The organism is Pseudomonas sp. MRSN 12121 (genome assembly GCF_000931465.1).
Classification (GTDB): Bacteria; Pseudomonadota; Gammaproteobacteria; order Pseudomonadales; family Pseudomonadaceae; genus Aquipseudomonas.
In genome coordinates this window covers 3,981,880-4,003,392 of record NZ_CP010892.1, presented here as the reverse complement: position 1 = coordinate 4,003,392, position 21,513 = coordinate 3,981,880, and the positions used below count along the sequence as shown (strand labels likewise).

Annotated in this window: 30 protein-coding genes; 28 read left to right on the top strand and 2 right to left on the bottom strand. The window is 61.7% G+C overall.

What is annotated here, in order from left to right:
- Positions 1-430 precede the first annotated feature (430 nt).
- Complete coding sequence (locus TO66_RS18190; RefSeq protein ID WP_256240633.1) at positions 431-994, bottom strand: hypothetical protein; 564 nt, start codon at positions 992-994, stop codon at positions 431-433.
- A gap of 335 nt (positions 995-1,329) precedes the next feature.
- On the bottom strand, positions 1,330-2,121 hold the full coding sequence (locus tag TO66_RS18185) for a LexA family transcriptional regulator (RefSeq protein WP_052506137.1): 792 nt from the start codon (positions 2,119-2,121) through the stop codon (positions 1,330-1,332).
- A gap of 108 nt (positions 2,122-2,229) precedes the next feature.
- Between TO66_RS18185 and TO66_RS32695 the strand changes: the two genes are divergently transcribed.
- The 28 genes from TO66_RS32695 (at position 2,230) to TO66_RS18050 (ending at position 21,512) form a co-directional block, all read left to right on the top strand.
- On the top strand, positions 2,230-2,424 hold the full coding sequence (locus tag TO66_RS32695; protein WP_082061110.1) for a Cro/CI family transcriptional regulator: 195 nt from the start codon (positions 2,230-2,232) through the stop codon (positions 2,422-2,424).
- A 269-nt stretch (positions 2,425-2,693) separates the two neighbouring features.
- Positions 2,694-3,395, top strand: coding sequence for a helix-turn-helix domain-containing protein (locus TO66_RS18180; protein ID WP_256240629.1), 702 nt, complete (start codon positions 2,694-2,696; stop codon positions 3,393-3,395).
- Positions 3,388-4,767 carry a replicative DNA helicase gene (gene dnaB / locus TO66_RS18175; RefSeq protein ID WP_044463575.1) on the top strand — a complete coding sequence of 460 codons (1,380 nt, stop codon included), beginning with the start codon at positions 3,388-3,390 and terminating at the stop codon, positions 4,765-4,767. Before TO66_RS18180 ends, dnaB begins: the two co-directional genes overlap by 8 nt.
- Positions 4,767-4,988, top strand: coding sequence for a DUF3310 domain-containing protein (locus TO66_RS18170; RefSeq protein WP_044463574.1), 222 nt, complete (start codon positions 4,767-4,769; stop codon positions 4,986-4,988). Before dnaB ends, TO66_RS18170 begins: the two co-directional genes overlap by 1 nt.
- Positions 4,985-5,413 carry a VRR-NUC domain-containing protein gene (locus TO66_RS18165; RefSeq protein ID WP_044463573.1) on the top strand — a complete coding sequence of 143 codons (429 nt, stop codon included), beginning with the start codon at positions 4,985-4,987 and terminating at the stop codon, positions 5,411-5,413. Before TO66_RS18170 ends, TO66_RS18165 begins: the two co-directional genes overlap by 4 nt.
- On the top strand, positions 5,410-6,696 hold the full coding sequence (locus TO66_RS18160; protein WP_044463572.1) for a site-specific integrase: 1,287 nt from the start codon (positions 5,410-5,412) through the stop codon (positions 6,694-6,696). Before TO66_RS18165 ends, TO66_RS18160 begins: the two co-directional genes overlap by 4 nt.
- The gene (locus tag TO66_RS18155; protein WP_044463571.1) at positions 6,693-7,010 is read left to right on the top strand and encodes a hypothetical protein; all 318 of its coding nucleotides are present in this window, start codon (positions 6,693-6,695) and stop codon (positions 7,008-7,010) included. The genes TO66_RS18160 and TO66_RS18155 overlap by 4 nt, the downstream gene beginning before the upstream one ends.
- Positions 7,011-7,012: 2 nt before the next feature.
- Positions 7,013-7,219: a hypothetical protein gene (locus tag TO66_RS18150; RefSeq protein ID WP_044463570.1), complete on the top strand. Its 207-nt coding sequence runs from the start codon at positions 7,013-7,015 to the stop codon at positions 7,217-7,219.
- A gap of 3 nt (positions 7,220-7,222) precedes the next feature.
- The gene (locus TO66_RS18145; protein ID WP_044463569.1) at positions 7,223-7,576 is read left to right on the top strand and encodes an antiterminator Q family protein; all 354 of its coding nucleotides are present in this window, start codon (positions 7,223-7,225) and stop codon (positions 7,574-7,576) included.
- Positions 7,577-7,870: 294 nt separating this feature from the next.
- Positions 7,871-8,194, top strand: coding sequence for a phage holin, lambda family (locus TO66_RS18140; RefSeq protein WP_044463568.1), 324 nt, complete (start codon positions 7,871-7,873; stop codon positions 8,192-8,194).
- Positions 8,194-8,529, top strand: coding sequence for an HNH endonuclease (locus TO66_RS18135; RefSeq protein ID WP_044463567.1), 336 nt, complete (start codon positions 8,194-8,196; stop codon positions 8,527-8,529). Before TO66_RS18140 ends, TO66_RS18135 begins: the two co-directional genes overlap by 1 nt.
- Positions 8,530-8,660: 131 nt before the next feature.
- Positions 8,661-9,203, top strand: coding sequence for a terminase (locus TO66_RS18130; RefSeq protein WP_044463566.1), 543 nt, complete (start codon positions 8,661-8,663; stop codon positions 9,201-9,203).
- Positions 9,200-10,888: a terminase large subunit gene (locus TO66_RS18125; protein WP_044463565.1), complete on the top strand. Its 1,689-nt coding sequence runs from the start codon at positions 9,200-9,202 to the stop codon at positions 10,886-10,888. The genes TO66_RS18130 and TO66_RS18125 overlap by 4 nt, the downstream gene beginning before the upstream one ends.
- 2 nt (positions 10,889-10,890) lie before the next feature.
- A complete protein-coding gene (locus TO66_RS18120; protein WP_044463564.1) occupies positions 10,891-12,105 on the top strand; it encodes a phage portal protein in 1,215 nt (404 codons plus the stop codon).
- On the top strand, positions 12,092-12,733 hold the full coding sequence (locus tag TO66_RS18115; RefSeq protein WP_044463563.1) for an HK97 family phage prohead protease: 642 nt from the start codon (positions 12,092-12,094) through the stop codon (positions 12,731-12,733). The genes TO66_RS18120 and TO66_RS18115 overlap by 14 nt, the downstream gene beginning before the upstream one ends.
- Positions 12,730-13,929 (top strand): phage major capsid protein, encoded by a 1,200-nt coding sequence (locus TO66_RS18110; protein ID WP_044463562.1) that lies wholly within the window; start codon positions 12,730-12,732, stop codon positions 13,927-13,929. Before TO66_RS18115 ends, TO66_RS18110 begins: the two co-directional genes overlap by 4 nt.
- A gap of 54 nt (positions 13,930-13,983) precedes the next feature.
- Positions 13,984-14,202 (top strand): hypothetical protein, encoded by a 219-nt coding sequence (locus tag TO66_RS18105; RefSeq protein ID WP_044463561.1) that lies wholly within the window; start codon positions 13,984-13,986, stop codon positions 14,200-14,202.
- On the top strand, positions 14,203-14,502 hold the full coding sequence (locus tag TO66_RS18100) for a head-tail connector protein (RefSeq protein ID WP_044463560.1): 300 nt from the start codon (positions 14,203-14,205) through the stop codon (positions 14,500-14,502).
- Positions 14,502-14,828 (top strand): head-tail adaptor protein, encoded by a 327-nt coding sequence (locus TO66_RS18095; RefSeq protein ID WP_044463559.1) that lies wholly within the window; start codon positions 14,502-14,504, stop codon positions 14,826-14,828. The genes TO66_RS18100 and TO66_RS18095 overlap by 1 nt, the downstream gene beginning before the upstream one ends.
- A gap of 8 nt (positions 14,829-14,836) precedes the next feature.
- Positions 14,837-15,019 carry a hypothetical protein gene (locus tag TO66_RS18090; RefSeq protein WP_044463558.1) on the top strand — a complete coding sequence of 61 codons (183 nt, stop codon included), beginning with the start codon at positions 14,837-14,839 and terminating at the stop codon, positions 15,017-15,019.
- Positions 15,020-15,022: 3 nt separating this feature from the next.
- Positions 15,023-15,598, top strand: coding sequence for an HK97 gp10 family phage protein (locus TO66_RS18085; RefSeq protein WP_044463557.1), 576 nt, complete (start codon positions 15,023-15,025; stop codon positions 15,596-15,598).
- A complete protein-coding gene (locus tag TO66_RS18080; RefSeq protein ID WP_044463556.1) occupies positions 15,591-15,977 on the top strand; it encodes a DUF3168 domain-containing protein in 387 nt (128 codons plus the stop codon). The genes TO66_RS18085 and TO66_RS18080 overlap by 8 nt, the downstream gene beginning before the upstream one ends.
- A 55-nt stretch (positions 15,978-16,032) precedes the next feature.
- Positions 16,033-16,533 (top strand): hypothetical protein, encoded by a 501-nt coding sequence (locus TO66_RS18075; protein WP_044463555.1) that lies wholly within the window; start codon positions 16,033-16,035, stop codon positions 16,531-16,533.
- 40 nt (positions 16,534-16,573) lie between these two features.
- Positions 16,574-16,918 carry a hypothetical protein gene (locus TO66_RS18070; RefSeq protein WP_044463554.1) on the top strand — a complete coding sequence of 115 codons (345 nt, stop codon included), beginning with the start codon at positions 16,574-16,576 and terminating at the stop codon, positions 16,916-16,918.
- Positions 16,915-17,142: a hypothetical protein gene (locus tag TO66_RS18065; protein WP_044463553.1), complete on the top strand. Its 228-nt coding sequence runs from the start codon at positions 16,915-16,917 to the stop codon at positions 17,140-17,142. The genes TO66_RS18070 and TO66_RS18065 overlap by 4 nt, the downstream gene beginning before the upstream one ends.
- Positions 17,143-17,185: 43 nt before the next feature.
- Positions 17,186-20,425 carry a phage tail tape measure protein gene (locus tag TO66_RS18060; RefSeq protein ID WP_044463552.1) on the top strand — a complete coding sequence of 1,080 codons (3,240 nt, stop codon included), beginning with the start codon at positions 17,186-17,188 and terminating at the stop codon, positions 20,423-20,425.
- A 2-nt stretch (positions 20,426-20,427) separates the two neighbouring features.
- On the top strand, positions 20,428-20,766 hold the full coding sequence (locus TO66_RS18055; RefSeq protein WP_044463551.1) for a phage tail protein: 339 nt from the start codon (positions 20,428-20,430) through the stop codon (positions 20,764-20,766).
- Positions 20,763-21,512, top strand: coding sequence for a phage minor tail protein L (locus TO66_RS18050; protein ID WP_044463550.1), 750 nt, complete (start codon positions 20,763-20,765; stop codon positions 21,510-21,512). Before TO66_RS18055 ends, TO66_RS18050 begins: the two co-directional genes overlap by 4 nt.
- The last annotated feature ends 1 nt before the right edge of the window (position 21,513 follow it).

Genomic DNA, 21,513 nt, shown 5'->3' with positions numbered 1-21,513 from the left:
CCGGTATTGTTTGCGGTCAATACCGCCGGTCATGTATTTTTGAAGGAAAAGAAAAGGCCCGCTCAGTTGCGGGCTAGAGATGGGGCGCCAAGGGGTCAGCGCTTCTGAATTATTCGTTGGATCAACTGTGGCGGCAGGTCATTCAGATCAGGACGCTCGGCAGGGATTGGGCTGGCGAGGGGTAGTTTGATTTCGTCCGCGATTCGCTTGGGCTGAGAGTCGATCTGTTTGTAGACGAGGCTGAGGCCGGAATTTATTTCGCGCCCTACGTAGATTATGCACAGGCAAACACCGGCGAAGCCGGCAACCATAATTGCGTGCGTGAGAGTTATCCTCATGGCATTCCTTGGCATTGCTCGGAAATTAGACCTGTTAGGGGGAGCATAAACAAGAAGCCCGGCGCTGGGCCGGGCTCGATGATTTTGGATGGCTATTTCGGCAGCGATGACGGTGACGCCTCTGCTGCCTTGGTCGACTCCTTGCCAGCCTGGTATGCAGACATAGTCGTTTGCATCGCACCAAAAACGTTGGCTTGGTTCGCGTAGTAAGCACCAACCAGAATCGCTACGACCGCCAGAAGCTGGACGGCGACCGCGGCCCAGTAGTTTGCTTTAACGGTCGCCGATTGCTTGGCAGCCTCCTCGGCACCCTCGGCAGCCTTTGTGGCGCGCTCGGCGAGAATTTCGAACCGCTTGTCGCGCTCAGCTTGCGCTTTATCCCGCTCAATCTGAACAGCAGATTGGGTAGCAAGAAACGCATCAATTTTTGATGACACAGACTCAACCCGAGCATCCATCCTTGCTTCGATGGTCTCGAGTTTTGCGTTGAATTCTTCGCGAGTTATGTCGTTCATTTTTTTAGTATAGGCCGGTAAGTCGGTTAACTGTGAGTCGTCAAGAGCAAGCCCAGTCCAGTCTGGGGACGAAGCTGCTCTTCTAGAGCGCCACGGTGTTAGGTCTGCGGCTTTTACAGCTAACCCATCATTCTGCAGCAACTGGGGCGTCCTCAATCACTTGCTCTAGAAAGTCCGGAGTTAAAGCAATATTTCGGACAAAGTTACACTTTCTGCACAATAGAGCTAACACCGGGTATCCGCCCATATACATGTCACCTTTGCCATCTCCATAGGGCAGGGCAGACCCGACGAAGCCGGGTCCATTGACAGCCGACCAGTGTTCGGAGTCGCAGAACGGGCACTTGGTAGTGGTGGCGCGCTCACTCAGCCAATCCGCGACTTTCCCTATATTGATTCTAGGTTTGGCATTTTCCACAGTCATTACGAAATCCCTTTCAAATTGGCAGGTGAACAATACTTAGCAAGATTCATTCTCAAAGCATTCCCCCGCGCCAGACGACGCGACCGATGATGCGCATCTCGTTTATTTCCCCGTCTCTCAGGATCTCATCTCCGTAGCGCGCCTTATCTTGGTTGTCGCTTCGAATTATCCAGCCGTCGAAGTCGGACTTCACCAGGCGCTTAACAATCGTCCCTTTCGACTCGCTCTGCATTGCAAAGATCTGCCCGTCTTTCGGTTCAATCTTCGACTCATCCACTAGTAGCACGTCACCGTCATTGATGGTCGGCTCCATGCTGTGGCCGTTCGCATAAATGACGTCCAAGTGGCGCGGGTTGAGGTTGTTGGCGCGCAGCCAGGAAGACTTGAAAGCCATAATGCCGCGAATCTCGACGTGGGGATTGTCATCTCCATCACCGGTAGATCCTCTCGCGGTCAACTGCAGTACGCCCGTATAGCCAGGATCATTCCGAAGATCGAAACTTCGCGGAGGAATGCGGATTTCCTCTACCCCTTGATAGGAGGGTCGCACATCAGGGAGCGATGCGGCCATCTTCTCGATCTGGGCGGCCAAAGTCGGACTGATATCTGACACAGGGACCTGAAGCGCTTTTGCGAAAACCACCGCTGCGTTAACGCTGAGCGCGGTGCGCCCGTTCATGAAGTGGCTCACAGCGCCTTGGGTTACGCCATCACCGAGTTCGGCTGCAAGTTTCTCTTGAGTGAGCTTCAGCTCCCCGCGTTTTGCTTGGAAGAGGGTTTTCAGGCGGACGCTGTCTTGCAGCTGCCAGTCTGATAGCGGTAGCCGTCGGGAATCTTTTTTCATTGAGTGATGTTATTACCCACGGTATTTACTTAACCAATATCGCCGGTATTGACTGCAAACAATACCGCCGGTCATACTTGTGGCGAAATCTATGTAGAGGCCGCCGCAATGCGCCGAATCCCACTTACCGAATTTGCCAAGGAGCGCGGACACACAAAGGCCGCGCAGCTTCTCGGCTGTACTCAGGGCGCCTTAAGCAAGGCGATACGCGTAGGTCGTGATGTGTACGTGACCATCGAAGAGGATGGCAGCTTGTCAGCACAAGAGCAGCGCCCGTTTCCATCCCAGAAGCCAGCCGATTAACCCTTTCGAGCAGCAGAAGGGGGGCAAGGGGTGAGATGAATTGTCCGCCCTCTGATGTCTTGCCAGTAGCCACTTGAATTGGCTGTGAATTTAACCAGTAGGGAAAAATCGCAGGCATAAAAAAACCGCCTGGCAGGGCGGTCTTCTGAAACAACAACGAGGTCGATTATGCATTCCGCGATCGATGCACGCAACACCCAGCCTATTGCGTCAGATTTTGCTGTAAGCCAAAAGCTGTCGCGTCCTGGCCTTCCGTCTGGAGCGTATCAATGAGCACCATCATCATGACTGCATGCTGGGCGCTCCAGGGCATGAGCCCCGCGCAGAAAGCGGTTCTTATCTCCCTTGCCGACAATGCCAACGACGACGGCGTTTGCTGGCCTTCCATCGCGACTATTGGGGCACGCACCTGCCTTTCGGAGCGAGCTGTGCGCAACGCACTGCGCTGGCTTGAAGAAGTGCAATTACTGACAAGCCATCAGCGCTTCGGCCGTTCGACCTGGTACACCCTGACCCCGGCAGCATATGCCCCCGGCACGATATGCCCCCCGGCACCAGATGCCCCATCACCCCGGCAGGAAATGCCCCCCACCCCGGCACCAGGTGCCCCCAGAACCGTAAAGGAACCATCAATTGAACCGTCACCTGATGGCGATCGCGTTTCGCGTTCGCCGTCCTGCCCGGTTCAGGACATCGTCGAGTTGTTCAACCGATTGCTCACTCCAGCCCTCCCAGCCGTCGTGTTGGTGTCGGAGGTGCGCAAGAAACAACTCAAGGCCCGGTGGAGCCAGAGCGATGTTCACCAGAGCCTGGAATTCTGGGCTGACTACTTCGCCTCAGTTGCCAAGTCGGATTTCCTGATGGGGCGCCTTGCCGGCAAGTTCGGTGGCGCGCCATTCCGCGCGACCTTCGACTGGCTGATTGCCCCGACCAACTTCGTGAAAGTGGTGGAAGGCAACTACCATGCGTGAGCCCTACAGCCTCGAAGCCGAACACGGCCTGCTGGGCGCGATGCTGCAGCGCCCCGAGTTGATCGACACCTTGTCGGACGACCTGTCGCCGGAGTCGTTCTACTTCGCCGAGAACGCTGAGGTGTTCCGCGGAATCATGGCTCTGCGCGCTGCAGGCAAGGCGGTGGACATGCTGACCGTGGCCGATCACATCGGCATGCTCGACAACGGCGACCGCGCCCTGGGCCACTGCGCAGCGCTGGTGAACAACACGCCGAGTGTTGCCAGTGCCGGAACCTACGCCGGGATTGTGCGAGAGCGTGCAGTGGAGCGCGCCCTGTACGACCTGAGCGATCGCACGCTGGAGATTGTGCAGGGTGGTGGCGACATCCAGGAAAAAATCGCCGCGGTGCAGGCGGCGGCGATGGCGATCGACTCGGGCGCCGATGGCGAGGAGATTGTGAAAGCCGGTGATCTCATGGCCGAACAGCTCGAGGTCTGGCAAGAGCGCCACGACCGCCTGATGCGCGGTGAAACCCTGATTGGCCTTTCGACGGGCCTGGCGGATCTCGATGAGAAAACCGGCGGCCTGCAGCCAGAGCAACTGATCATCGTGGCCGGTCGTCCAGCAATGGGCAAAACCACCTTGGCGATGGGCTTCGTTCTGGATGCTGTGGTGCGCCAGAAGAAGTCGGGTCTGGTCATCAGCCTGGAGATGAGCAAGGGCGCGCTGATGGATCGGGCTGTAGCGGCGACGGGCAAGGTCCCGCTCAACTTGATCAAAGACGGTTCGGCCTGCCAGTCGCATGGCGCCGAACTCTGCGCTGCGGCCGGGAAGATCCAGCATGCAAATCTCTTCATTGCTGATCGCGCCGCCGCCTCTGTCGGGCGCATACGTTCGCTGGCTCGCCGGCACAAGCTGCGTTACGGCCTCGACATCCTGATGATCGATTACCTGCAGCTCATGGATGGCGTCGGCGGCAATCGCACAGAAGAAGTGAGCAGCATCAGCCGTGGCTGCAAACTGCTTGCTCGCGAACTCGGCATTCCGGTCGTGCTGCTGAGCCAGCTGTCGCGGGAGTGCGAGAAGCGCCCCAACAAGCGCCCCGTGAACTCCGACCTGCGGGAATCCGGCGCTATCGAGCAGGACGCCGACGTGATCATGTTCGTCTACCGCGACGAGGTCTATCACGAGAACAGCGAATTCAAGGGCGTGGCCGAGATCATCATCGGCAAGGGCCGGGACATTGAGACCGGCACCGTGCGCGCCGCTTTCCTGGGGCAGTACAACCGCTTTGAAAACCTCTCTGCCAATTGGAGCGCCCCAGTGAAGGCGCCTGCGTCTGTCGCAAGACCCCTCGCTGAACGCTATGCGAAAAAGGAAAAAATCTGATGAGTGCGCTCGAAAAGCAAGTGTCTGGAAGTCATTACAAAGCGCTGAAAATTCAGCCAATCGAGTATATCCACGCAAACGGCATCCCCTTCGCCGAGGGAAGTGTCATTAAGTATGTGACCCGGTGGCGTGACAAGGGCGGCATAGCTGACTTGGAGAAGGCCAAGCACTTCATTGAGTTGCTGATTGAACTCGAGCAGAAAGCGAGGGTTTTGGAATGAAGCCGCAGGCCATGAGGGTGCTAAAGGCGCCGGCACGCCGTGCGCCACGAATCGACCGCGAGGGGCTGGAGCAGGCTGCACTGATGGCCGAGCTACGCCTTCGTCTGCCGGCGGTGGCCGACCTGATCTATCACGTGCCGAACGGCGGGCACCGGGTGAAGGCTGTTGCGGCGAAGTTGAAAGCTCAGGGGGTGAAGGCAGGCATCCCGGATCTGGTCCTGCCAATGGCCCGCGGCGGCTGGTTCGGCCTGTACATCGAGTTCAAGGCCAACCCGCCGTTCGATGCCCCGGTGTCGCCGAGCCAGGACGCCTACCTGCAGAAGCTGCACCGCGAGGGCTACCTGGCAGTGGTGTGCCGCGGCAGCATCGACGCAGTGCAGACCATCCGCAACTATCTGTTGCAGCCCGCCACGGTGGCCGCATGACGTCGGTTATCGCGTTCTCCGACGCCGAACTGCGCCGTCGTGGTGACGATCTGTCTGCCGTGCTGCTGCGCGACCCGCGCTATCCCGGCCTGCGCTTCCGCTTCACTGAAGCCCGCCCGCGTGGCACTTGGTACCTGGTGGTGCGCAAGCGCTGGCATCGGATCGGCGCCTACCCCGACCAGTCCGCCAAGGTGGTGCTGGCCGCGTTGCCGGGTATCCGCCAGCGCCTGGCCTCCGACAGTGCAGCCACCGTCTCGGGCTGGGAGCACGTTGGCGAGATGCTGGCCTGGTTCGTCGATCGCCTGGAGCGCAACCGCAGCCTGTCGGCCAAGCGCAAGGCCACAGCCAAGTCGGCCATCACCCGTCACCTGATTCCGCGCCTGGGCGGCATGGCCTTGGCGAACGTGAGCCGCAGCGCGCTGGACCGCGATCTGGTGTGGCCGCTGCAGGAGCAGCTGTCGCTCGAATACGTGCGTCTGGTGTTTGGCCTGCTGGCTGATGCGTTCAAGAAGGCCCGGTCCTTGGGTCTGGTCGCGACCAACCCCATGGCGGGGATGCGCTTTGGCGACTTCACCAAGGCGCGTATTAAGCCAAAGGCGGCCCGGTTGCGTACGGAGCAGATTGAAGACCTGCTGACCGCGCTGGCCGAATCCATCACCAAGGCGCCCGCCGACGCCATGCTCGCCCTGCTGATGCTGTGTCATGGAAACCGTGTCGGCGAGACCCGCATGGCGCAGTGGCTGCACATTAGCCTGGCAACCAGGCGCTGGTACTTGCCGGCCGAGAACACCAAGACCCGGGTGGAGCATTCTCTGCCGCTGACCGCCCAGGTGTGCGCGCTGCTGGCCCGGTATCGCGAGATCCAGCAGGCCGAGGGTTACACCGGGCGCTTCCTATTCCCGGGCAGGTCTGGGCGCTGCCTGAGCGAGAAGCAAGCAGCCGAGGTTTTCACCCGCTTGGGCCAAGGCGAGTGGACAAGTCACGACCTGCGCAAACTGGCCAGGGGCTGCTGGGCGGACCAGGGCATCGACTTCCTAATCGGAGAGTTGCTGATCAATCACGCCATGGGCCACAACGTGCAGGTGTACATCCAGACCACGGCCGAGGAGCGTAAGCGTGCCGCACTGGAGCAGTGGCATGCGTTTCTCGACACCAAGGGGTTCGAGCGAATCCACGGGATGAAGGAGGGTAGAAACGCAGATTCTGGTAATGGCCCACAAACCACGCAGTACAAGGGCTGCAGCGAGATTCAGGAAACAACCATAGGCGAGGATTCAAAATGACCAAAAAGAGCCATGGCCCCGCCTTTGAGCGCCGCCAGATCCCACTCACCGACTGCCCGTCCTGTACCGGGAAGGGGTTGATCAAGGGCGTGTTTCACCAGCTCGACTGCATCGGCTGCCATGCATCTGGCCTGGTACATGCCGAGACGCTGGAGCCGCTGCCGGTGGATGAGTTGATCGTCCAGCTCGGCATGCTGGTTCGGCAGGGTGGCCGGCCTGCGATTCTGCCGCCAGGCGCGCCGACCTCAATGGCAGAGCTGTACCAGCAAACCAATTCGCGCGGGCCTGGTGGCTCGTCGTTCAAGGGGGATTGAGCATGCGAATCGCAGAACTGACCGAACAAGAAGCGAAGGTAGCGCAGATGCTCGGCGATGCCTGGAATGCATACGTGAAACTGCCCGTCGAGCACCCGATGGAGCGCCAAGAGTTTTGCACAGCTATCCATGCATGCCAGGACAAGATCCTCGGGCGGGCAGGGCGCCGTGCTTTTCATTCGGCGGCACCTGCCGCCAAGGAGGATTGAGCCATGGCCTTCACACCAACATTTAAAGAGCGCACTGCCGAGGATCTGCTGGAGCATTGGGGTCGTTGGGTCGTGCTGGGCTCTGGCGTGTCCTGCTGCGCTTCCCGCGAGAACACGATCCTGTCGCCGATGATTACCGATGATGACGCGCTAATGATCGATGGGATGATGGGTCGGCTACTGAAGCGCTATCCCGAGTGCGGCCAGGTGCTGATGCGCTACTACACCAGTCGTGATACCTCGCTGATGGAAGTCGGCAAGAAGATGAAGTTCGGCGAAGAGAAGACCCGCCAGCTCTGGAAGGCCGGAGTAGCCTGGATTGATGGTGCGCTCGACATTCGACGTCAGGCCGCTTGACAGGCCCGGGGACTGCCTATAGATTTCAGTTACTTTGCGGTTTTTCCGCGTGCAAAGCCCGTCGCCACGATGGGCTTTTTGCTTTCTGCAATGCAGGTGGATGCGTAGGCTGATGCGCTAGCGATTCGTACTCATGAGCCTTATGCCGGAGTTCAGCACCGGTCATCTGCACCCATACCAAGCCTCGGCATCCGCCGGGGCTTTTTCGTTTTCGGCTCCACCACGCCCATTGCTCCGAGCTGGGTGTGCTGCTGGGGCCGAACCTAATGCACTCCCCGAAAGGGAGGAATCGAGATGCCAAACATGCCTGACAAGGATCCTGGTCTGTGGGCCGCTGTGCTCGCCTGGCTGGTTATGCATCAGCCTCAACTCTATGCCGCTGGCCTGTCCGTCGGCATCGCCGTACTGAGGGTCATGTATGGCGGCGGTACGCGTCGTCAGATGTACCTGGAAGGAGCCCTCTGCGGCTTGGTCACGCTGTCTCTGGTGCCGCTGCTCGAATGGCTTGGCCTTCCCCAGAGCATGGCTACCTTTGCCGGCGGCGCCGTTGGCTTCCTTGGCGTGGAGAAGGTGCGCGGCTACTACGAGCGCGCAGCGGCTCGCCGGGTTGAAGGCTGATGGCCAGGCTCAAGACGCTTGGCTCCCGAATGAAGGAGAGTGCGGGCTCTCGCCTCAAGGTCATCACCCCGGGCAGTTGGAGGAGCGACAAGACCAGCACGCAGCGCGGCTACGGCTACAAGTGGCAGAAGGCGCGAGAGCGATACCTGCTCGACCATCCGCTGTGCGTGTACTGCGCGAGGCAAGGCGTTACTGCCGCGGCCAGCGTGGTCGACCACAAGATCCCGCACCGCGGCGATCAGGAGCTGTTCTGGGATGAATCGAACTGGCAGCCGCTGTGCAAGCCCTGTCACGACTCGGTCAAGCAGGCCGAGGAGGCATCAGGACTCGCCTGATGGCCTTTGCACCGACTTGGTGCGCGCTTCGGCGCCGGACCCGGGGGGGGCAAAAATTTTGGAGCTTCCGCGTAGCTAGACCGCCCTCGACCCCACGCACAGATTTTTTTCCCTCATAGGATTTTTGTTAAATGGCTTTAACACCCAAGAAGCGCGCATTCATCGCGGCGCTCAGGGGAGGTGCGTCCAATCGAGACGCAGCCATTGCGGCCGGATGCCCAGAAAAATCAGCGTCCGCAGCTGGGTCGCGACTGGCTAAGGACCCCGATGTCGTCGCCGAGCTGAATAAGCAGCGGGCTCTCGGCCAACTGCCCGGCGATGTTAAAGCTGATGTTAAAGAAAGTGTTAAAGGTGGTGGTCCAGCACCTACCGATGAAACGCCGTCCGCTCAGCCTGCTGAAGCCTCGCAGAGCCTGGAAGGCGAGTGGGAGCCGGCCGGTTTCGACTTGTCCCGCGCGCTGTCCCACAAGGACCCGAAGGACTTCCTCCTCGCGGTGATGAACGACCTGGAGACGGATGCCAAGTTGCGCGTCGATGCTGCCAAGGCCCTGATGCCCTTTGTTCATCCCCGGAAGGGGGATAACGGGAAGAAGGAGCAGGCGAAAGAGAAGGCTGCCGATGCAGCGTCCGGTAAATTCGGTGCCCGCCGCGGCCCACTACGATCGGTGAAATGATGGAGTGGACCACTGCATGCCCGGACTGGGAGCGGCGCATCGTCGCGCGCCAGGGCCTGATCCCGTTCGACCCGCTGTTCCCGACTGAGGCCGAGGAGGCCCTGGAAGTATTCGGCGCCCTGCGGATGGTGGACGCCACCGGCAGCCCGTTGATGTGCGAGACGGTCCGCGATTGGGTAAACCAGTTCGTGGCGGCCATCTTCGGCGCCTATGACCCGGACGAAGGGCGGCGCATGGTCAGCGAGTTCATGCTGCTGATCAGCAAGAAGAACGGTAAGTCGACCATTGCCGCGGGCATTATGCTCACGGCGCTGATCCTCAACTGGCGCCCGTCGGGCGAGTTCATCATCCTGGCGCCGACCAAGGAGATCGCCGACAACTCCTATATCCCGATCCGGGACATGGTGCGCGCCGACGACGAGCTTTCGGCGCTGCTGAAGGTGCAGGATCACCTGCGCACGGTGACCCATTACCAGACCAACGCCACCTTGAAGGTGGTAGCGGCGGACAGTGAGACGGTGTCCGGCAAGAAGGCTATCGGCGTATTCATCGACGAACTCTGGGTGTTCGGCAAACGTGCCAACGCCGAGGCAATGCTGCGGGAGGCCACTGGCGGCCTGGCCTCTCGCCCTGAGGGCTTCATCATCTGGGCAACGACCCAGTCTGATGCGCCGCCCGCTGGGGTATTCCGGCAGAAGCTGTTGTACGCCCGCAAGGTGCGAGACGGCGAGATCGTCGACAAGTCGTTCCTGCCGGTGCTGTACGAGTTTCCGAAAGCGATGCTCGATGCCGGCGCGCACCGGGACTTCGCCAATGCCTACATCACCAACCCCAACTTGGGGCTGTCGGTGGACGAGCCGTTCCTCGAGCGCGGGTATGCGCAGGCCCAGATGGATGGCGAGGAGTCGTTCCGCGGCTTCCTGGCCAAACACCTCAATGTCGAGATCGGCCTGGCTCTGTTGTCGGACCGCTGGGCCGGCGCTGACTTCTGGGAGAAGCAGGTATCGGCCGATTGCAGGACCTTGCAGGACCTGCTCGAGCGCTGCGAGGTGATCGACATCGGTATCGACGGTGGTGGTCTTGATGACTTGCTTGGTTTCGCCGCTGTTGGGCGCGAGCGGGACACCAGGCGCTGGCTGGCATGGACGCACGCCTGGGCGCACCCGTCCGTGCTGGAACGTCGGAAAGCCGAAGCGCCGCGCATCCGTGACTTTGCAAACGACGGCCACCTGACCCTGGTTGAGCGCATCGGCGATGACGTGGACCAGATCGCCGAGCTGGTTGCCCTGGTGGAGGAGGCCGGTCTGCTCGATCAGGTGGGGCTCGACCCGGTCGGCATTGGCGCCATTCTCGACGCCCTGGAAGCCCGGGGCATTCCCCGCGAGAAGATCGGCGGCGTGAAACAGGGCTACACGCTGGGCGGTGCGATCAAGACCGCCGAGCGAAAGCTGGCCGAAGGCGGCCTGTGGCATGGCGGCCAGCCGATGATGGCGTGGTGCTGTGGTAATGCCCGCGTCGAGCCTCGCGGCAACGCAATCCTCATCACCAAGCAGGCCAGCGGCTCGGCAAAGATCGACCCGCTGATGGCGCTGTTCAACGCCGTGACGCTCCTGGCTCTCAACCCTGAAGCCCAGGGCGGAATGGCTGACTACCTGGATAACGGGTTCTTTGGACTTATAGGCTGACCATGGCATTCAAATGGTACAACCCCATGACCTGGGGCTTCTTCGGTTACACCGACCCGACCACGGGCGACTATGTCGAGGTTGACCTCGAGGTCGGTGGCAGGCGCACCAAAGCCGGCGTGCGTGTCACCGTCAAGACGGCCCTGTCCATCAGCATGGTCTGGTCCTGCGTCAAGATCCTCTCCGAGTCCCTGAGCGGTCTGCCGCTCAAGCTGTACGAGGACAAGGAGGGCGGGCGGAAGTTGGTGGCCGGTGCTGACCGGATGCTTAAGCTGCTGCGCAAGCCAAACCCCTACATGACCATGCTGAACTTCCTAAAGTTCGTGGTCGTGAACATGGCGCTGCGCGGCAATGCGTTTGCCCTGATCGAGCGCAACATTCACGGCGAACCGATAGGTCTGGTGCCGCTGGATGGCAGGGCAGTGAAGATCGATACCGATGGCGACCTGCTCTATCTGGTTACTCCAAGCGAGGGCGACCCATTCCCGGTATCCCCGGAAAACATGTTGCATTTCAAGCTGTTCAGTCTGGACGGCGTCGTCGGGCTGTCACCGATTGAGCACCAGGCCGAAACCATGGGCCTGGCCAAGGCCGGTCAGCAGTGGTCGGCGCGCTTCATGCGCAAGGGTGGGTTCACTGGCGGCTACGTCATCTACGAGCAGTTCCTGACCGATGCCCAGCAGACCCAGATCCTCAAGAAGTTTCCAGATGTGCGCAAAGCCGATGCCGACGACATCGGCAAGATGGCGATCCTGCAAGGGAACCCCAAGATCGTCCCGGCCGGCATCAGCCAGAAAGATGCCCAGTTCATCGAGTCTCAGCAGTTCCAGGAGGAGGCCCTGGCGGGCATCTACGGCGTTCCGCTGTGGCTGGCCAACCGCGCCGGCAAGACCTCAATCATGGGCTCCAACCTGGAGCAGCAACTGACCGGCTTTATCACGTTCGGCCTCAAGCCCTACATCGACACTGTCGAGGACGAGCTCAACAACAAGCTGTTCGGCTCCGGCGCCCGCTTCGTGGAGTTCGCGGTCGAGGGTTTGTTGCGCGCTGATAGCGCCGGCCGCGCCACGTATTACCAAGCGGCTCTTGGCGGCTCTAGTGGATCCGGCTGGATGTTCATCAATGAAGTCCGCCAGAAAGAAAACCTGCCTCCCCTGGAAGGCGACGAATACAACCGGGTCACCCGGTGGGAGATGGAAAAAAATGGCGAGTCTTGAAGTTCCGTTCGAGCTTAAAGCCGTGGACGAAGCCGGCAATTTCGAGGGCTACGCCGCGGTTTTCAATAACGTTGACCTGGGCGACGACGTGATCCTGCCTGGCGCCTTCACCCGGGTGAAGGCTACCCGCAATGGGAAGCTCAAGCTGGCGATCTATCACGACCTCTCCCGCCTGATCGGGAAGGCAGATTACACCCAGGACGATCACGGCCTGCACCTCAAGGGAAAGGTCAACCTCAATGTCAGCTACGCCCGAGATGCCTATGAGCTGATGAAGGATGACGTTCTCGACAGCATGTCGATCGGCTTCAACACCATCAAAGCAGATTTCGAGGACCGCGCCGGGCGGCGCGTGCGCCTCATCAAGGAGGCTGAGCTGTGGGAGGCCTCCATCGTACCGTTCGGCATGAACCCCGAGGCCCAGGTCCTCAGCGTCAAGTCGGACATCAGGCTTTTCGAGAATGCCCTGCGCGAACGCATGGGCCTCTCGCAGAAGGAGGCGGCGGCAGTCGCTTCGCTCGGCTACTCCGCGCTCCGCCGTGATGGCGGCAGCGAGGCCACGGTGATCGTGGAAGAGCTGAAAGAAATTTCCACCCTGTTCACCCACCATTTTGGAGTATCGCCATGAGCGAAGTGAAAGAACTGAAAGACTCTCTGGAGCTGCAACTGAAAAGCGGCTTCGACGGCCTGCAGAAGAAGTACGACGCTGCCATCGCAGAAGTCGAGAAAGGCAACCAGGTCACCACTGACCTGAAGTCTCAAATCGAGAACCAGAAGGGCGAGCTGCAGCGAGTCATCGACCAGGTCCAGGATCTGGAGCAGAAGGGCGTTAAGCTCCGCAGCCAGCCGGGCGAGGGCAAGAGCTTTATCGATCTCATCAAGGGTGATGAGAGTTACAAGGCGCTGAAGAAGGGCGGCGGTGTCGCTGAGCTCGATGTGACCAAGTCCGACATGGCTAGCATGAAGGAAATGAAGGTCACCAGCGCCGGCATCGTCGCGCCGAACTACGATCCGGTGATCCAGCCGGGCATTCGTCAGGAGCTGCGCATCCGCGACCTGCTGACTGCGATCCCGGTCACTGGTCAGCAGTACACCTACTTCCGCGAAAAGCTGCACACTCGCGGCGCCGCTCCGGTTGCCGAAGGCGGTCTCAAGCCAACCAGCAACGTCACGTTCGAAACTGTTACCGATCGCGTGAAAAAGCTTGCGGTCTGGATGCCGGTGACCGACGAGGCGCTGGATGACGTTCCTCAGATGTTCGCCTACCTGCAGCAGCTGCTGCGCTACGACCTCAAGCTGGAGGAAGAGGCGCAGATTCTCAAGGGCGACGGCACCGGCGAGAACCTGAATGGCCTGATGACCCAGGCAACCGCCTACAACACTGCGCTGAGCAAAGCCGGTGACACCGCCATCGACATGGTGCGCCGCGCCGTCTACCAGGTGCGCAAGCAATCGCAGATGTCGGCCGATGGCGTGGTGATGACCGAACTCGACTGGATGAACATCGAGCTGCAGAAAGACGGCGAGAACCGCTACCTGTTCGCCAACCTGCAGGGACTGGTAACCCCGATCCTGTGGGGCCGTCCGGTGATCACCTCCGACAGCATGGACGAGGGCGATGCCGATACTGGCGGCGAGCTCCTGGTGGCGAACTTTGCGCGGTCCACCACGCTGTTCGATCGCATGTCGTTCGTGTTCAAGATGGGCCTGATCAACGACCAATTCATCAAGAACGAACGCGCCTTGCTGGTCGAGGAGCGCCTGGGCCTGGGTGTGCGTCGTAAGGAAGCGCTGGTCAAGGGCACTTTCCCGGTCGCTCCATAATTCAAACCCACTGAGGGCCGGCACATCGCCGGCCTTTTCGTTTCTGGAGGCAGCATGAAAATCAAGACTCTGTGGGGCTTCGTCGGCAATGGCGCGCTGTTGGGCGCTGACTCGAACAAGATCAAGGCCAACGTGGTATTCGACGAGGCCGACGATGAGTATGCCCACACCCTGATCGGCAAGGGCCTGGCCGTCGAGGTCGACGCCAGTGGCGAGCCAAAGGTAGCCAAGCCCAAGGAAACCAAGCCGGCAGCGCCCAAAGGGGGAAAGTAAATGCTCGATCTGGCCCGCGTGAAGATCCACCTGAAGGTGGATGACGATGAGGAGGACCAGCTCATCGGGGGCTACCTCGAGTCGGCCAAGTCTCACGTGGCCATGCACTGCGACCGGGTGTTGGTCGAGGCCGACCCGGTGGAGCCCGAACAGATGGGGCTTACCCCTGATGTCGAGCAGGCCATCCTGCTGCTGGTCGGGCACTGGTACGCCAACCGCGAAGCGGTGGTGATCGGCGCCGCGCCGTCGGCCGTTCCGCTCGCAGTCGAAAGGCTGCTTTGGTACAGGAAGCGTTTCTGATGAGAGCAGGACCGATGCGCCACCGCGGCCGCCTGAGCAAGCCTCAGCGAGAGCAAAACGACACAGGCGGCTTCGATGAGACGTGGCTGGACGTCGGCAAGGTCTGGGCCGAGATCACCATGCCCACTGGCCGGGTCTCTCCGGTAGCTGAACAGCTGCAAGCAGTGGTTAGCGCAGAGATCCGCATCAGGCCCCGAACCGACGTTGCAGCAGGCTGGCGATTCACTGAAATCAGCACCAGCGTGACCTACAAGGTCGAGGCGGCACTGCTCAATAACGAACGGGACATGCTGCGCCTGCTGTGCTCCAGCGTCCCAAACCCATGAGGTGAACCATGAAGATTCGAGCATTGGGCGTCCTTACCGGCGCCTCTGGCGATCGTGAAAAAGGCGAAGAGTTTGTTGTCGACAGGGAGTACGGCCTGGGCCTGATCGCCCGCGGTTATGCCGTGGAGGTGATAGAGGCCGCCACGGAGAAGGCTGGCAAGCCAGGCAAGACCAACCCGTCCAAGGAATAGGCCATGGCCAGACGCTCGAGCATTCGGGGCGATATCCGACTGCGCCGGACGCTCCGAAACATCCACAAGTTCATGGACAACGAACTGAAGCCCGCCATGGAAAAGGCAGCGGGTCGCGTGCTGGCCGCCCAGCAGCGGCTGATTCCGAAGGACACAGGGGCCGCTGCCGCGGCGCTGAAGGTGTACGTCGCTCCCAGCGGCCTGGATGCGCAGATCGGCATACGCGGGAAGCGGGACAACCGACGTTTCTACTACCTGCGTTTCATCGAGTACGGCACGAAGGGGTACTCCGGCTCCATGTACCAGCGCGCCGATCGCAATGCGGTAGGCGGCGTGCATACCAACAACCGCGACAAGTCGCAGCTGCGCGGGCGCCGGAATGCCCTTCGCCAGCGCGACACCAAGAACAAGTCCGACGGGCAGAACTTCTTCGGGAAGTACCCGGACATTCCGGCCAGGCCGGCGCATCCGTGGTTGCGCCCGTCTATTGATGTGAACAGGGAGTACGTGATGGCCGATATCGAAGCCGCGGTGCGGGCAACGCTGCGCAAGGCGAGTCAGGGGGTAGGCAATGGCTGATCCATCTGTTGCGCTGCAGGCTGCGCTGTTTGCTCGGCTTCGGGCTGAGGTCAGCTGTCCAGTCCATGACGGCGCCGATATCAACACCCCGAAGCCCTATGTGTCGATCGATCGCGAGATCTCGACCAATATGCGGCCCATTGCAGGACGCAAGCGCGAGGAGCGCCTGCTGTACCTGTCCGTGTGGTCCGATGCTGTCGGCCAGGCCGAGGTGAAGCGGATCAACGGCGAAGTGATCGCCGCCCTGGACGAGCGCCGCTTGCCCCTGGCGGAAGGGCGCGCCGTATCCGTCCGAGTACAGCAAGCCGATGCCCAGCGAGACGCTGACGGCATTACTTACCAGGGATCGATCACCGTTCGCGTGATCACCACCCACTGATCCACCCAACCGGCCGCGCCGCGGCTCAATCCAATGTGCCTTTGGAGGAACCCCCATGGCCGATGACAACCTCAACACAGCCGCCGGCTGCCGCCTCGCAATTGGCGGCAAGACCGGTGCCGACACCGAAACCGAGTACAAGGCCGACACCTACGTCGATGTGGGCGAGATCGAAGACCTGGGCGAGTTCGGCGACACCTTCAACCCGGTGAACTTCACTTCCCTGGCCGACGGCCGGGTGCGCAAGTACAAGGGCACTGCCGACGCCGGCAACATGACCCTGACCGTGGGCCTGGATAACGGCGACCTCGGCCAGAAGGCCGTCGCTGCCGCGCACAAGGACCGTACCAAGGGCAACTACAACATCAAGGTCACGCTCAACGATGGCGACCCTGGCGCGACGCCGGCGATTCTGCCGACCACGTTCTACTTCGCGGTGAAGGTGATGAACAACACCGTGGCCGCGGGCTCCGCTGACAACGTGGTGCGCCGCAACATCACCCTCGGCATCAACACTGCCATCCTCGAAATCTTGGCCGGCCCGGCCGCCCCGTGATCGGTGGGGCTTCGGCCCCATCCTCTGTTGAGAGAACCTCATGAGTGAAGCCCTGTATGGCACCACCACCCTGGTGGTCGGTGCGCGAACCTACACCCTGCAGCCAACCCTGGACGCGGCGCTGCGTATCGAGACCCGCTTTGGCGGCCTGCGCGGGGCGCTGGAGTCGATGCGCCTGATGAGTATTGCGGCCAGCGCGGACATCATCGTTGCCGGCGCCGGGCTCAAGGCTGATCAGCACGCCGAGGTGGCGACTGGCGTGTTTCAGACTGGCGTGGCGAAGGTCTCGGCCGAGCTGACCGACTACCTCACTGTGCTGCTCAACCCGGTGCCGCCGAGTGTTGCCGGTCGGGGAAAGCCCGAGGCGGACAGCACAGCGCAGTGAAGAATGGCAGCTACGTCGATTATCTGTTCGGCGTGGCGACTGGCTGGCTGGGCTGGCCGCCCGAAACCGCATGGCGCACGCCAGTTCCGCAGATCATGTTGGCGCTCGATGCGCGCCTTGACTGGACGGGGCGCGGAAAGGCCACACCGCAGGCCGCCCCCCAGAAGCGCGAAGGCGTTGCGGACAAGCTGAAAGCCTTCCTGCGAGGGCGACCGAAAGAGTGACCATCAACCGCCCTGAGCGGTTTTTTTGTGCGTGGAGAAAGGCATGGCCGATCAACAAGTCCAGGGGATGCTGGTTCAGATCGAGGCGACAACCGCCCAACTGCGCCGCGAGCTGGCAGGCGCTGAACAGGTTGTAGCGCGCAGCAGTAAGGCGATCGACCGGAGCCTGGCAACCGTGGATTCGGCCTTCGACAAGGCAGGCGCTGCCGCGCAAGGTGCGGGAACACTGATCCGCGGCGCGATGGCCGCGGTGGCCGGCGCCGGCCTGATCGGTGGGATCATCAAGCAGGTCGATGCCTACGGGCAGATGGCCGACCGCATGAAGGCAGCTGCAGGGAGTACCGCCGAGTACCAGGTGGTGCAGGAGCACCTGCTGCGCACCTCCCAGGAGACCTATCGCCCCCTGGCCGAGGCCCAGGAGCTGTACATTCGCACCGCGGACGTGATGAAGACCTTGGGCTTCAACACCCAGCAGGCCCTGGAGATCACCGACAGCTTCAGCTTCTTGCTGGTGACCAACGCCGCCACGGCCGACAAGGCAGGCTCGGCGCTGGACGCCTACTCCAAGGCGTTGCAGACAGGTAAGGTCGAGGCCGACGGCTGGATTTCCATCCAGACGGCCATGCCGACCATTGTCGATGCGATCGCCAGTGCGACCGGCAAGAGCGCCAAGGAAATCCGCAAGTTCGGTGTCGAGGGCAAGCTTTCGCTGGATGACCTCAACACCGGCCTGTTGCGCACTGTCGAGGTCAACCGCAAGGCGGCCGCCGATATGTCGACCAGCGTCCAAGACGCCATGGTCAACATCAACAACGCCATCAGCACCTTTCTGGGCGGCATGGAGGAGCGCACAGGTATCGTCGGGGGATTGTCGAAGGTGCTGCTCTCCCTGGCGGACAACGTCGACCTGGTCGCCGTCGCCATGGGTGGTGTGGGGGCTGCTGCCCTGACCAACTACGTCGCGAAGGCTGGCCTGGCCCTGAAGGCTGCGCTGGCCCAGCGTGCTGCCGAGATCGAGAACGCCCGCGCCGCACTGCGTGCCGCAGATGCCCAACGCATCTACGCACAGGCGCAGCTGATGCAGGCCCAGGCCTCGGTGGCGTCCGCCACCGGCTTACAGCGACTGTCCCTGGTGCAGACCCAGCTTATCCCCAAGCAAGCGGCACTCAAGGCTTCCACGGATGCCTTGGCCATTGCCCAGGGCAACCTGACGCGCATTGCGACTGGCGGTCTATTGGCCGCCCTGGGTGGCCCGATGGGCCTGGCCTTGCTTGCCGGTACAGCGGCCGCCAGCTTCTTGCTGCTGAGTGACAACGCCGACAAGGCCAGCGTCAGCGTCGAAGACCTGCAGAAGCCGGTTGCTCAGCTGCGGGAAGAGTTCTCCAAGCTGAACCGCGACCAGCGCGAGGCGTCGCTGGTGAAGTGGCAACAAGAGCAAGTCAACGCGACCGACAAGGTGAAGGACGCCTACGGCGAGCTTGCCCAATCGATCCGCCAGGCAATGGTCACCGCTCCGGCGCGCGACTCCGGCGGGCAGTATGGGCAGCAGCTGCGCGCCTTCCAGGAGGTGGTCGACAAGCTGAAAGAGGCCAGGTCGACCAGTGCAGACCTTTCGCCAGTGCTTCGCGAAGTAGGCGAGCGCCTGAGCCTGCCGTCCAGCACGGTGCAGCAATGGATTACCCAGGCCGGCGCGGTCAGCGATGCCGACCAGCGTTCTGCGTTGATTGCCGAAACGCTGCGGGTGCTGACCGGCGTCACGAACGAAAATACGGCCTCGACGCAGGCGAATAATGCGGCGAAGGCCGGCATGACGACCTCGGGTCAGTCGTACCTGGACACCCTGCAGAAGCAGCTGGCCGGCCTGCAGGACAACGGCGACGCGATCAAGATCGCCAACCGGCATATCGCGGAAAACACCAGCCTCAATGAGACCGACCGGCTGGCAATCCTGTCGGCGGCCAACGCGATCGAGTCGCAGAAGAAAGCCAACAAGGACGCCTCCGACGGCAGCAAGGACAGGGCCAAGTCTCTCAAGGACGAGATCAAGGCGCTGGACGCCATCATCGACAGGGCGCTTCCCGAGAAAAAGCGCCTCGAGGACCTGACCGAAGGAATGAAGGGGCTGCGCAAGGCCCAGGCGGAGGGGAAGATCACTGCTGCCGAGATGGAACTCGGCATCAAGAACCTGAACGTGGCCTACGCCGAGCCGGCCCTCCAGAAGCGTGCTGAGGAGGAGCGCAAGCTGGCCGAGCAGCGCCGCAACAGCGCCGAGGCCTATCGGAAGGCCATGGAGGTCGTGCTGCAGACCCGCCAGGACGCGATCAATGCGGATGTGGCCGGTGTGGGTATGGGCGACGATCAGCGCGAGCAGGCCGACCGCCTGAACGCTGTGCGGCAGAAGTACGCCGATGCCCGCCGGCAGCTCGAGGAACAGCAGGAAGACGTGTCTCGCCGGCTGAGCCAGTCCGCCTACGAGCAGCGGCTGGCCGACCTGGCCGATTACCAGGCGCGCGAGCTGCAGATGGAAGTGGACGGTCACGAATCCAGGCTCCAGGCGCAGCGCGACTACCGCAACGGCGCCAAACGCGCCTGGGCCAACATCCAGGCCGATGCCGCGGACATCGCCGGCGCGACGGATCGCACTCTTTCCGCAGGCTTCGATTCAGCCAGCACGGCCCTGTCGAACTTCGCCATGACCGGGAAGATGAAGTTCAGGGATTTCGCCACCAGCGTCATCACCGACATGGCCAGGATAGCCAGCCAGCGGGCCGCCAGCTCTCTGCTCAGCGGCCTAATCGGGGTGGGGGTGAATGCCTTCAGTGGCGGATCGTCGTCGAGCCTGGGGGCGTCTCAGGCCGGATACACCAGCACCTACTTCCCGCAGGCGCTGGGCGGCGCCTGGCAGGGCGGGGTGCAGATGTTTGCCAAGGGTGCCGCCTTCACCAATAGCGTGTTGAACCAGCCAACGGCATTTGCCATGGCTAACGGCGGGCTGGGCGTGGCTGGCGAGGCGGGGCCCGAGGCAATCATGCCGCTTGCCCGCGGTTCCGACGGATCGCTCGGCGTGCAGGTCGTCGGCGGAAGCCAGGGCGGCGGAACGGTGGTGCAGGTCAATGCCCCCATGAACATCACTGTGGAGGACCGCAGTTCAGAGGGCATGCAGCTCGACACGGCCGCGCTTGAGCAGAACCTACAGCAACAAATGCAGGGTGTTGCCGATCGCGCGATTGCGGCCTCCTGGCGCCCAGGCGGCTCCAGCTATCGAAACATGAAAGGGAGGTAGCCGTGGCTATCGAGACATTCACCTGGGAGCCTGACGATGAGGCCAGCGGCGAGAGCACGCTGAGGACCCGCAAGTCGCAGTTTGGCGACAACTACGTCCAGGTGGTGGGCGACGGGATCAACGCCGAGACCGACAGCTGGACACTGTCATTCGGCGGTGTTGCCGATGAGGTGCAGCCCATCGTCGACTTCATCCGCCGCCATCGCGGTTTCCGCTCGTTCCTGTGGACGCCGCCCGGCGGCGAGCTGGGCCTGTATCGCTGCGAAGCGATCCGCCAGCAGCGCCGCCCTGGCGGCATTGTCGTCATCAACCTGACCTTCGAGAGGGCGTATCACCCATGAGCCTGATTTCACAGATCCAGAAGCTCGAACCGGGCTCCGAGGTGCTGCTGTTCGAGCTCGACGGCTCGGAGTTCGGGGCCGATATCCTACGCTTCCACGGGCATGCGATTCCGCACACGCCCGCTGAACTGGCCGCGGCCGGCGCCAATGCTGACCAGCTTCCGGCCAAGTCGATCTGGTGGCAGGGCAATGAATATGGCGCCTGGCCGATGCAGGTTGATGGCATCGAGGCGAATTCGGACGGCACAGCTGTACGCCCGACGATATCGGTCGGCAACGTAAATGGCCGGATTACCGCCCTGTGCTTCGCCTTCGACAACCTGCTCGAGTTCAAGCTGACCATCCGCAACACGCTCGGCCAGTTCCTGGACGCGGCCAACTTCCCAGGCGGCAACGCTGAGGCCGACCCGACCCAGGAGAGCATCGAGGTCTGGTATATCGACCAGAAAATGTCGGAGAACGGCCAGACAGTGACCTGGGAGCTGGCCAGCCCCGGCGACGTGGGTGGCGAGACCATCGGTCGGCAGATGACCACGCTGTGTCATTGGGCTATGACCAATGGCTACCGCGGGCCCAACTGCGGATACACAGGGCCATACCGCGACAAGGACGGCAACCTCACAGACAACCCCGAGCTGGACGAATGCGATGGGTGCCTGGGGACCGGCTGCGAACCGCGCTTTGGCGAAAGGAACGTCTTGCCATTCGGGGGCTTCCCGGGTGTCTCCCTGATCGCCAGGAGTTGAT

Bases quoted from the DNA above. Each gene is read 5' to 3' on its own strand.
- TO66_RS18185 (WP_052506137.1), bottom strand. From the start codon at position 2,121: ATGAAAAAAGATTCCCGACGGCTACCGCTATCAGACTGGCAGCTGCAA.
- TO66_RS32695 (WP_082061110.1), top strand. From the start codon at position 2,230: ATGCGCCGAATCCCACTTACCGAATTTGCCAAGGAGCGCGGACACACA.
- TO66_RS18180 (WP_256240629.1), top strand. From the start codon at position 2,694: ATGAGCACCATCATCATGACTGCATGCTGGGCGCTCCAGGGCATGAGC.
- dnaB (WP_044463575.1), top strand. From the start codon at position 3,388: ATGCGTGAGCCCTACAGCCTCGAAGCCGAACACGGCCTGCTGGGCGCG.
- TO66_RS18170 (WP_044463574.1), top strand. From the start codon at position 4,767: ATGAGTGCGCTCGAAAAGCAAGTGTCTGGAAGTCATTACAAAGCGCTG.
- TO66_RS18165 (WP_044463573.1), top strand. From the start codon at position 4,985: ATGAAGCCGCAGGCCATGAGGGTGCTAAAGGCGCCGGCACGCCGTGCG.
- TO66_RS18160 (WP_044463572.1), top strand. From the start codon at position 5,410: ATGACGTCGGTTATCGCGTTCTCCGACGCCGAACTGCGCCGTCGTGGT.
- TO66_RS18155 (WP_044463571.1), top strand. From the start codon at position 6,693: ATGACCAAAAAGAGCCATGGCCCCGCCTTTGAGCGCCGCCAGATCCCA.
- TO66_RS18150 (WP_044463570.1), top strand. From the start codon at position 7,013: ATGCGAATCGCAGAACTGACCGAACAAGAAGCGAAGGTAGCGCAGATG.
- TO66_RS18145 (WP_044463569.1), top strand. From the start codon at position 7,223: ATGGCCTTCACACCAACATTTAAAGAGCGCACTGCCGAGGATCTGCTG.
- TO66_RS18140 (WP_044463568.1), top strand. From the start codon at position 7,871: ATGCCAAACATGCCTGACAAGGATCCTGGTCTGTGGGCCGCTGTGCTC.
- TO66_RS18135 (WP_044463567.1), top strand. From the start codon at position 8,194: ATGGCCAGGCTCAAGACGCTTGGCTCCCGAATGAAGGAGAGTGCGGGC.
- TO66_RS18130 (WP_044463566.1), top strand. From the start codon at position 8,661: ATGGCTTTAACACCCAAGAAGCGCGCATTCATCGCGGCGCTCAGGGGA.
- TO66_RS18125 (WP_044463565.1), top strand. From the start codon at position 9,200: ATGATGGAGTGGACCACTGCATGCCCGGACTGGGAGCGGCGCATCGTC.
- TO66_RS18120 (WP_044463564.1), top strand. From the start codon at position 10,891: ATGGCATTCAAATGGTACAACCCCATGACCTGGGGCTTCTTCGGTTAC.
- TO66_RS18115 (WP_044463563.1), top strand. From the start codon at position 12,092: ATGGCGAGTCTTGAAGTTCCGTTCGAGCTTAAAGCCGTGGACGAAGCC.
- TO66_RS18110 (WP_044463562.1), top strand. From the start codon at position 12,730: ATGAGCGAAGTGAAAGAACTGAAAGACTCTCTGGAGCTGCAACTGAAA.
- TO66_RS18105 (WP_044463561.1), top strand. From the start codon at position 13,984: ATGAAAATCAAGACTCTGTGGGGCTTCGTCGGCAATGGCGCGCTGTTG.
- TO66_RS18100 (WP_044463560.1), top strand. From the start codon at position 14,203: ATGCTCGATCTGGCCCGCGTGAAGATCCACCTGAAGGTGGATGACGAT.
- TO66_RS18095 (WP_044463559.1), top strand. From the start codon at position 14,502: ATGAGAGCAGGACCGATGCGCCACCGCGGCCGCCTGAGCAAGCCTCAG.
- TO66_RS18090 (WP_044463558.1), top strand. From the start codon at position 14,837: ATGAAGATTCGAGCATTGGGCGTCCTTACCGGCGCCTCTGGCGATCGT.
- TO66_RS18085 (WP_044463557.1), top strand. From the start codon at position 15,023: ATGGCCAGACGCTCGAGCATTCGGGGCGATATCCGACTGCGCCGGACG.
- TO66_RS18080 (WP_044463556.1), top strand. From the start codon at position 15,591: ATGGCTGATCCATCTGTTGCGCTGCAGGCTGCGCTGTTTGCTCGGCTT.
- TO66_RS18075 (WP_044463555.1), top strand. From the start codon at position 16,033: ATGGCCGATGACAACCTCAACACAGCCGCCGGCTGCCGCCTCGCAATT.
- TO66_RS18070 (WP_044463554.1), top strand. From the start codon at position 16,574: ATGAGTGAAGCCCTGTATGGCACCACCACCCTGGTGGTCGGTGCGCGA.
- TO66_RS18060 (WP_044463552.1), top strand. From the start codon at position 17,186: ATGGCCGATCAACAAGTCCAGGGGATGCTGGTTCAGATCGAGGCGACA.
- TO66_RS18050 (WP_044463550.1), top strand. From the start codon at position 20,763: ATGAGCCTGATTTCACAGATCCAGAAGCTCGAACCGGGCTCCGAGGTG.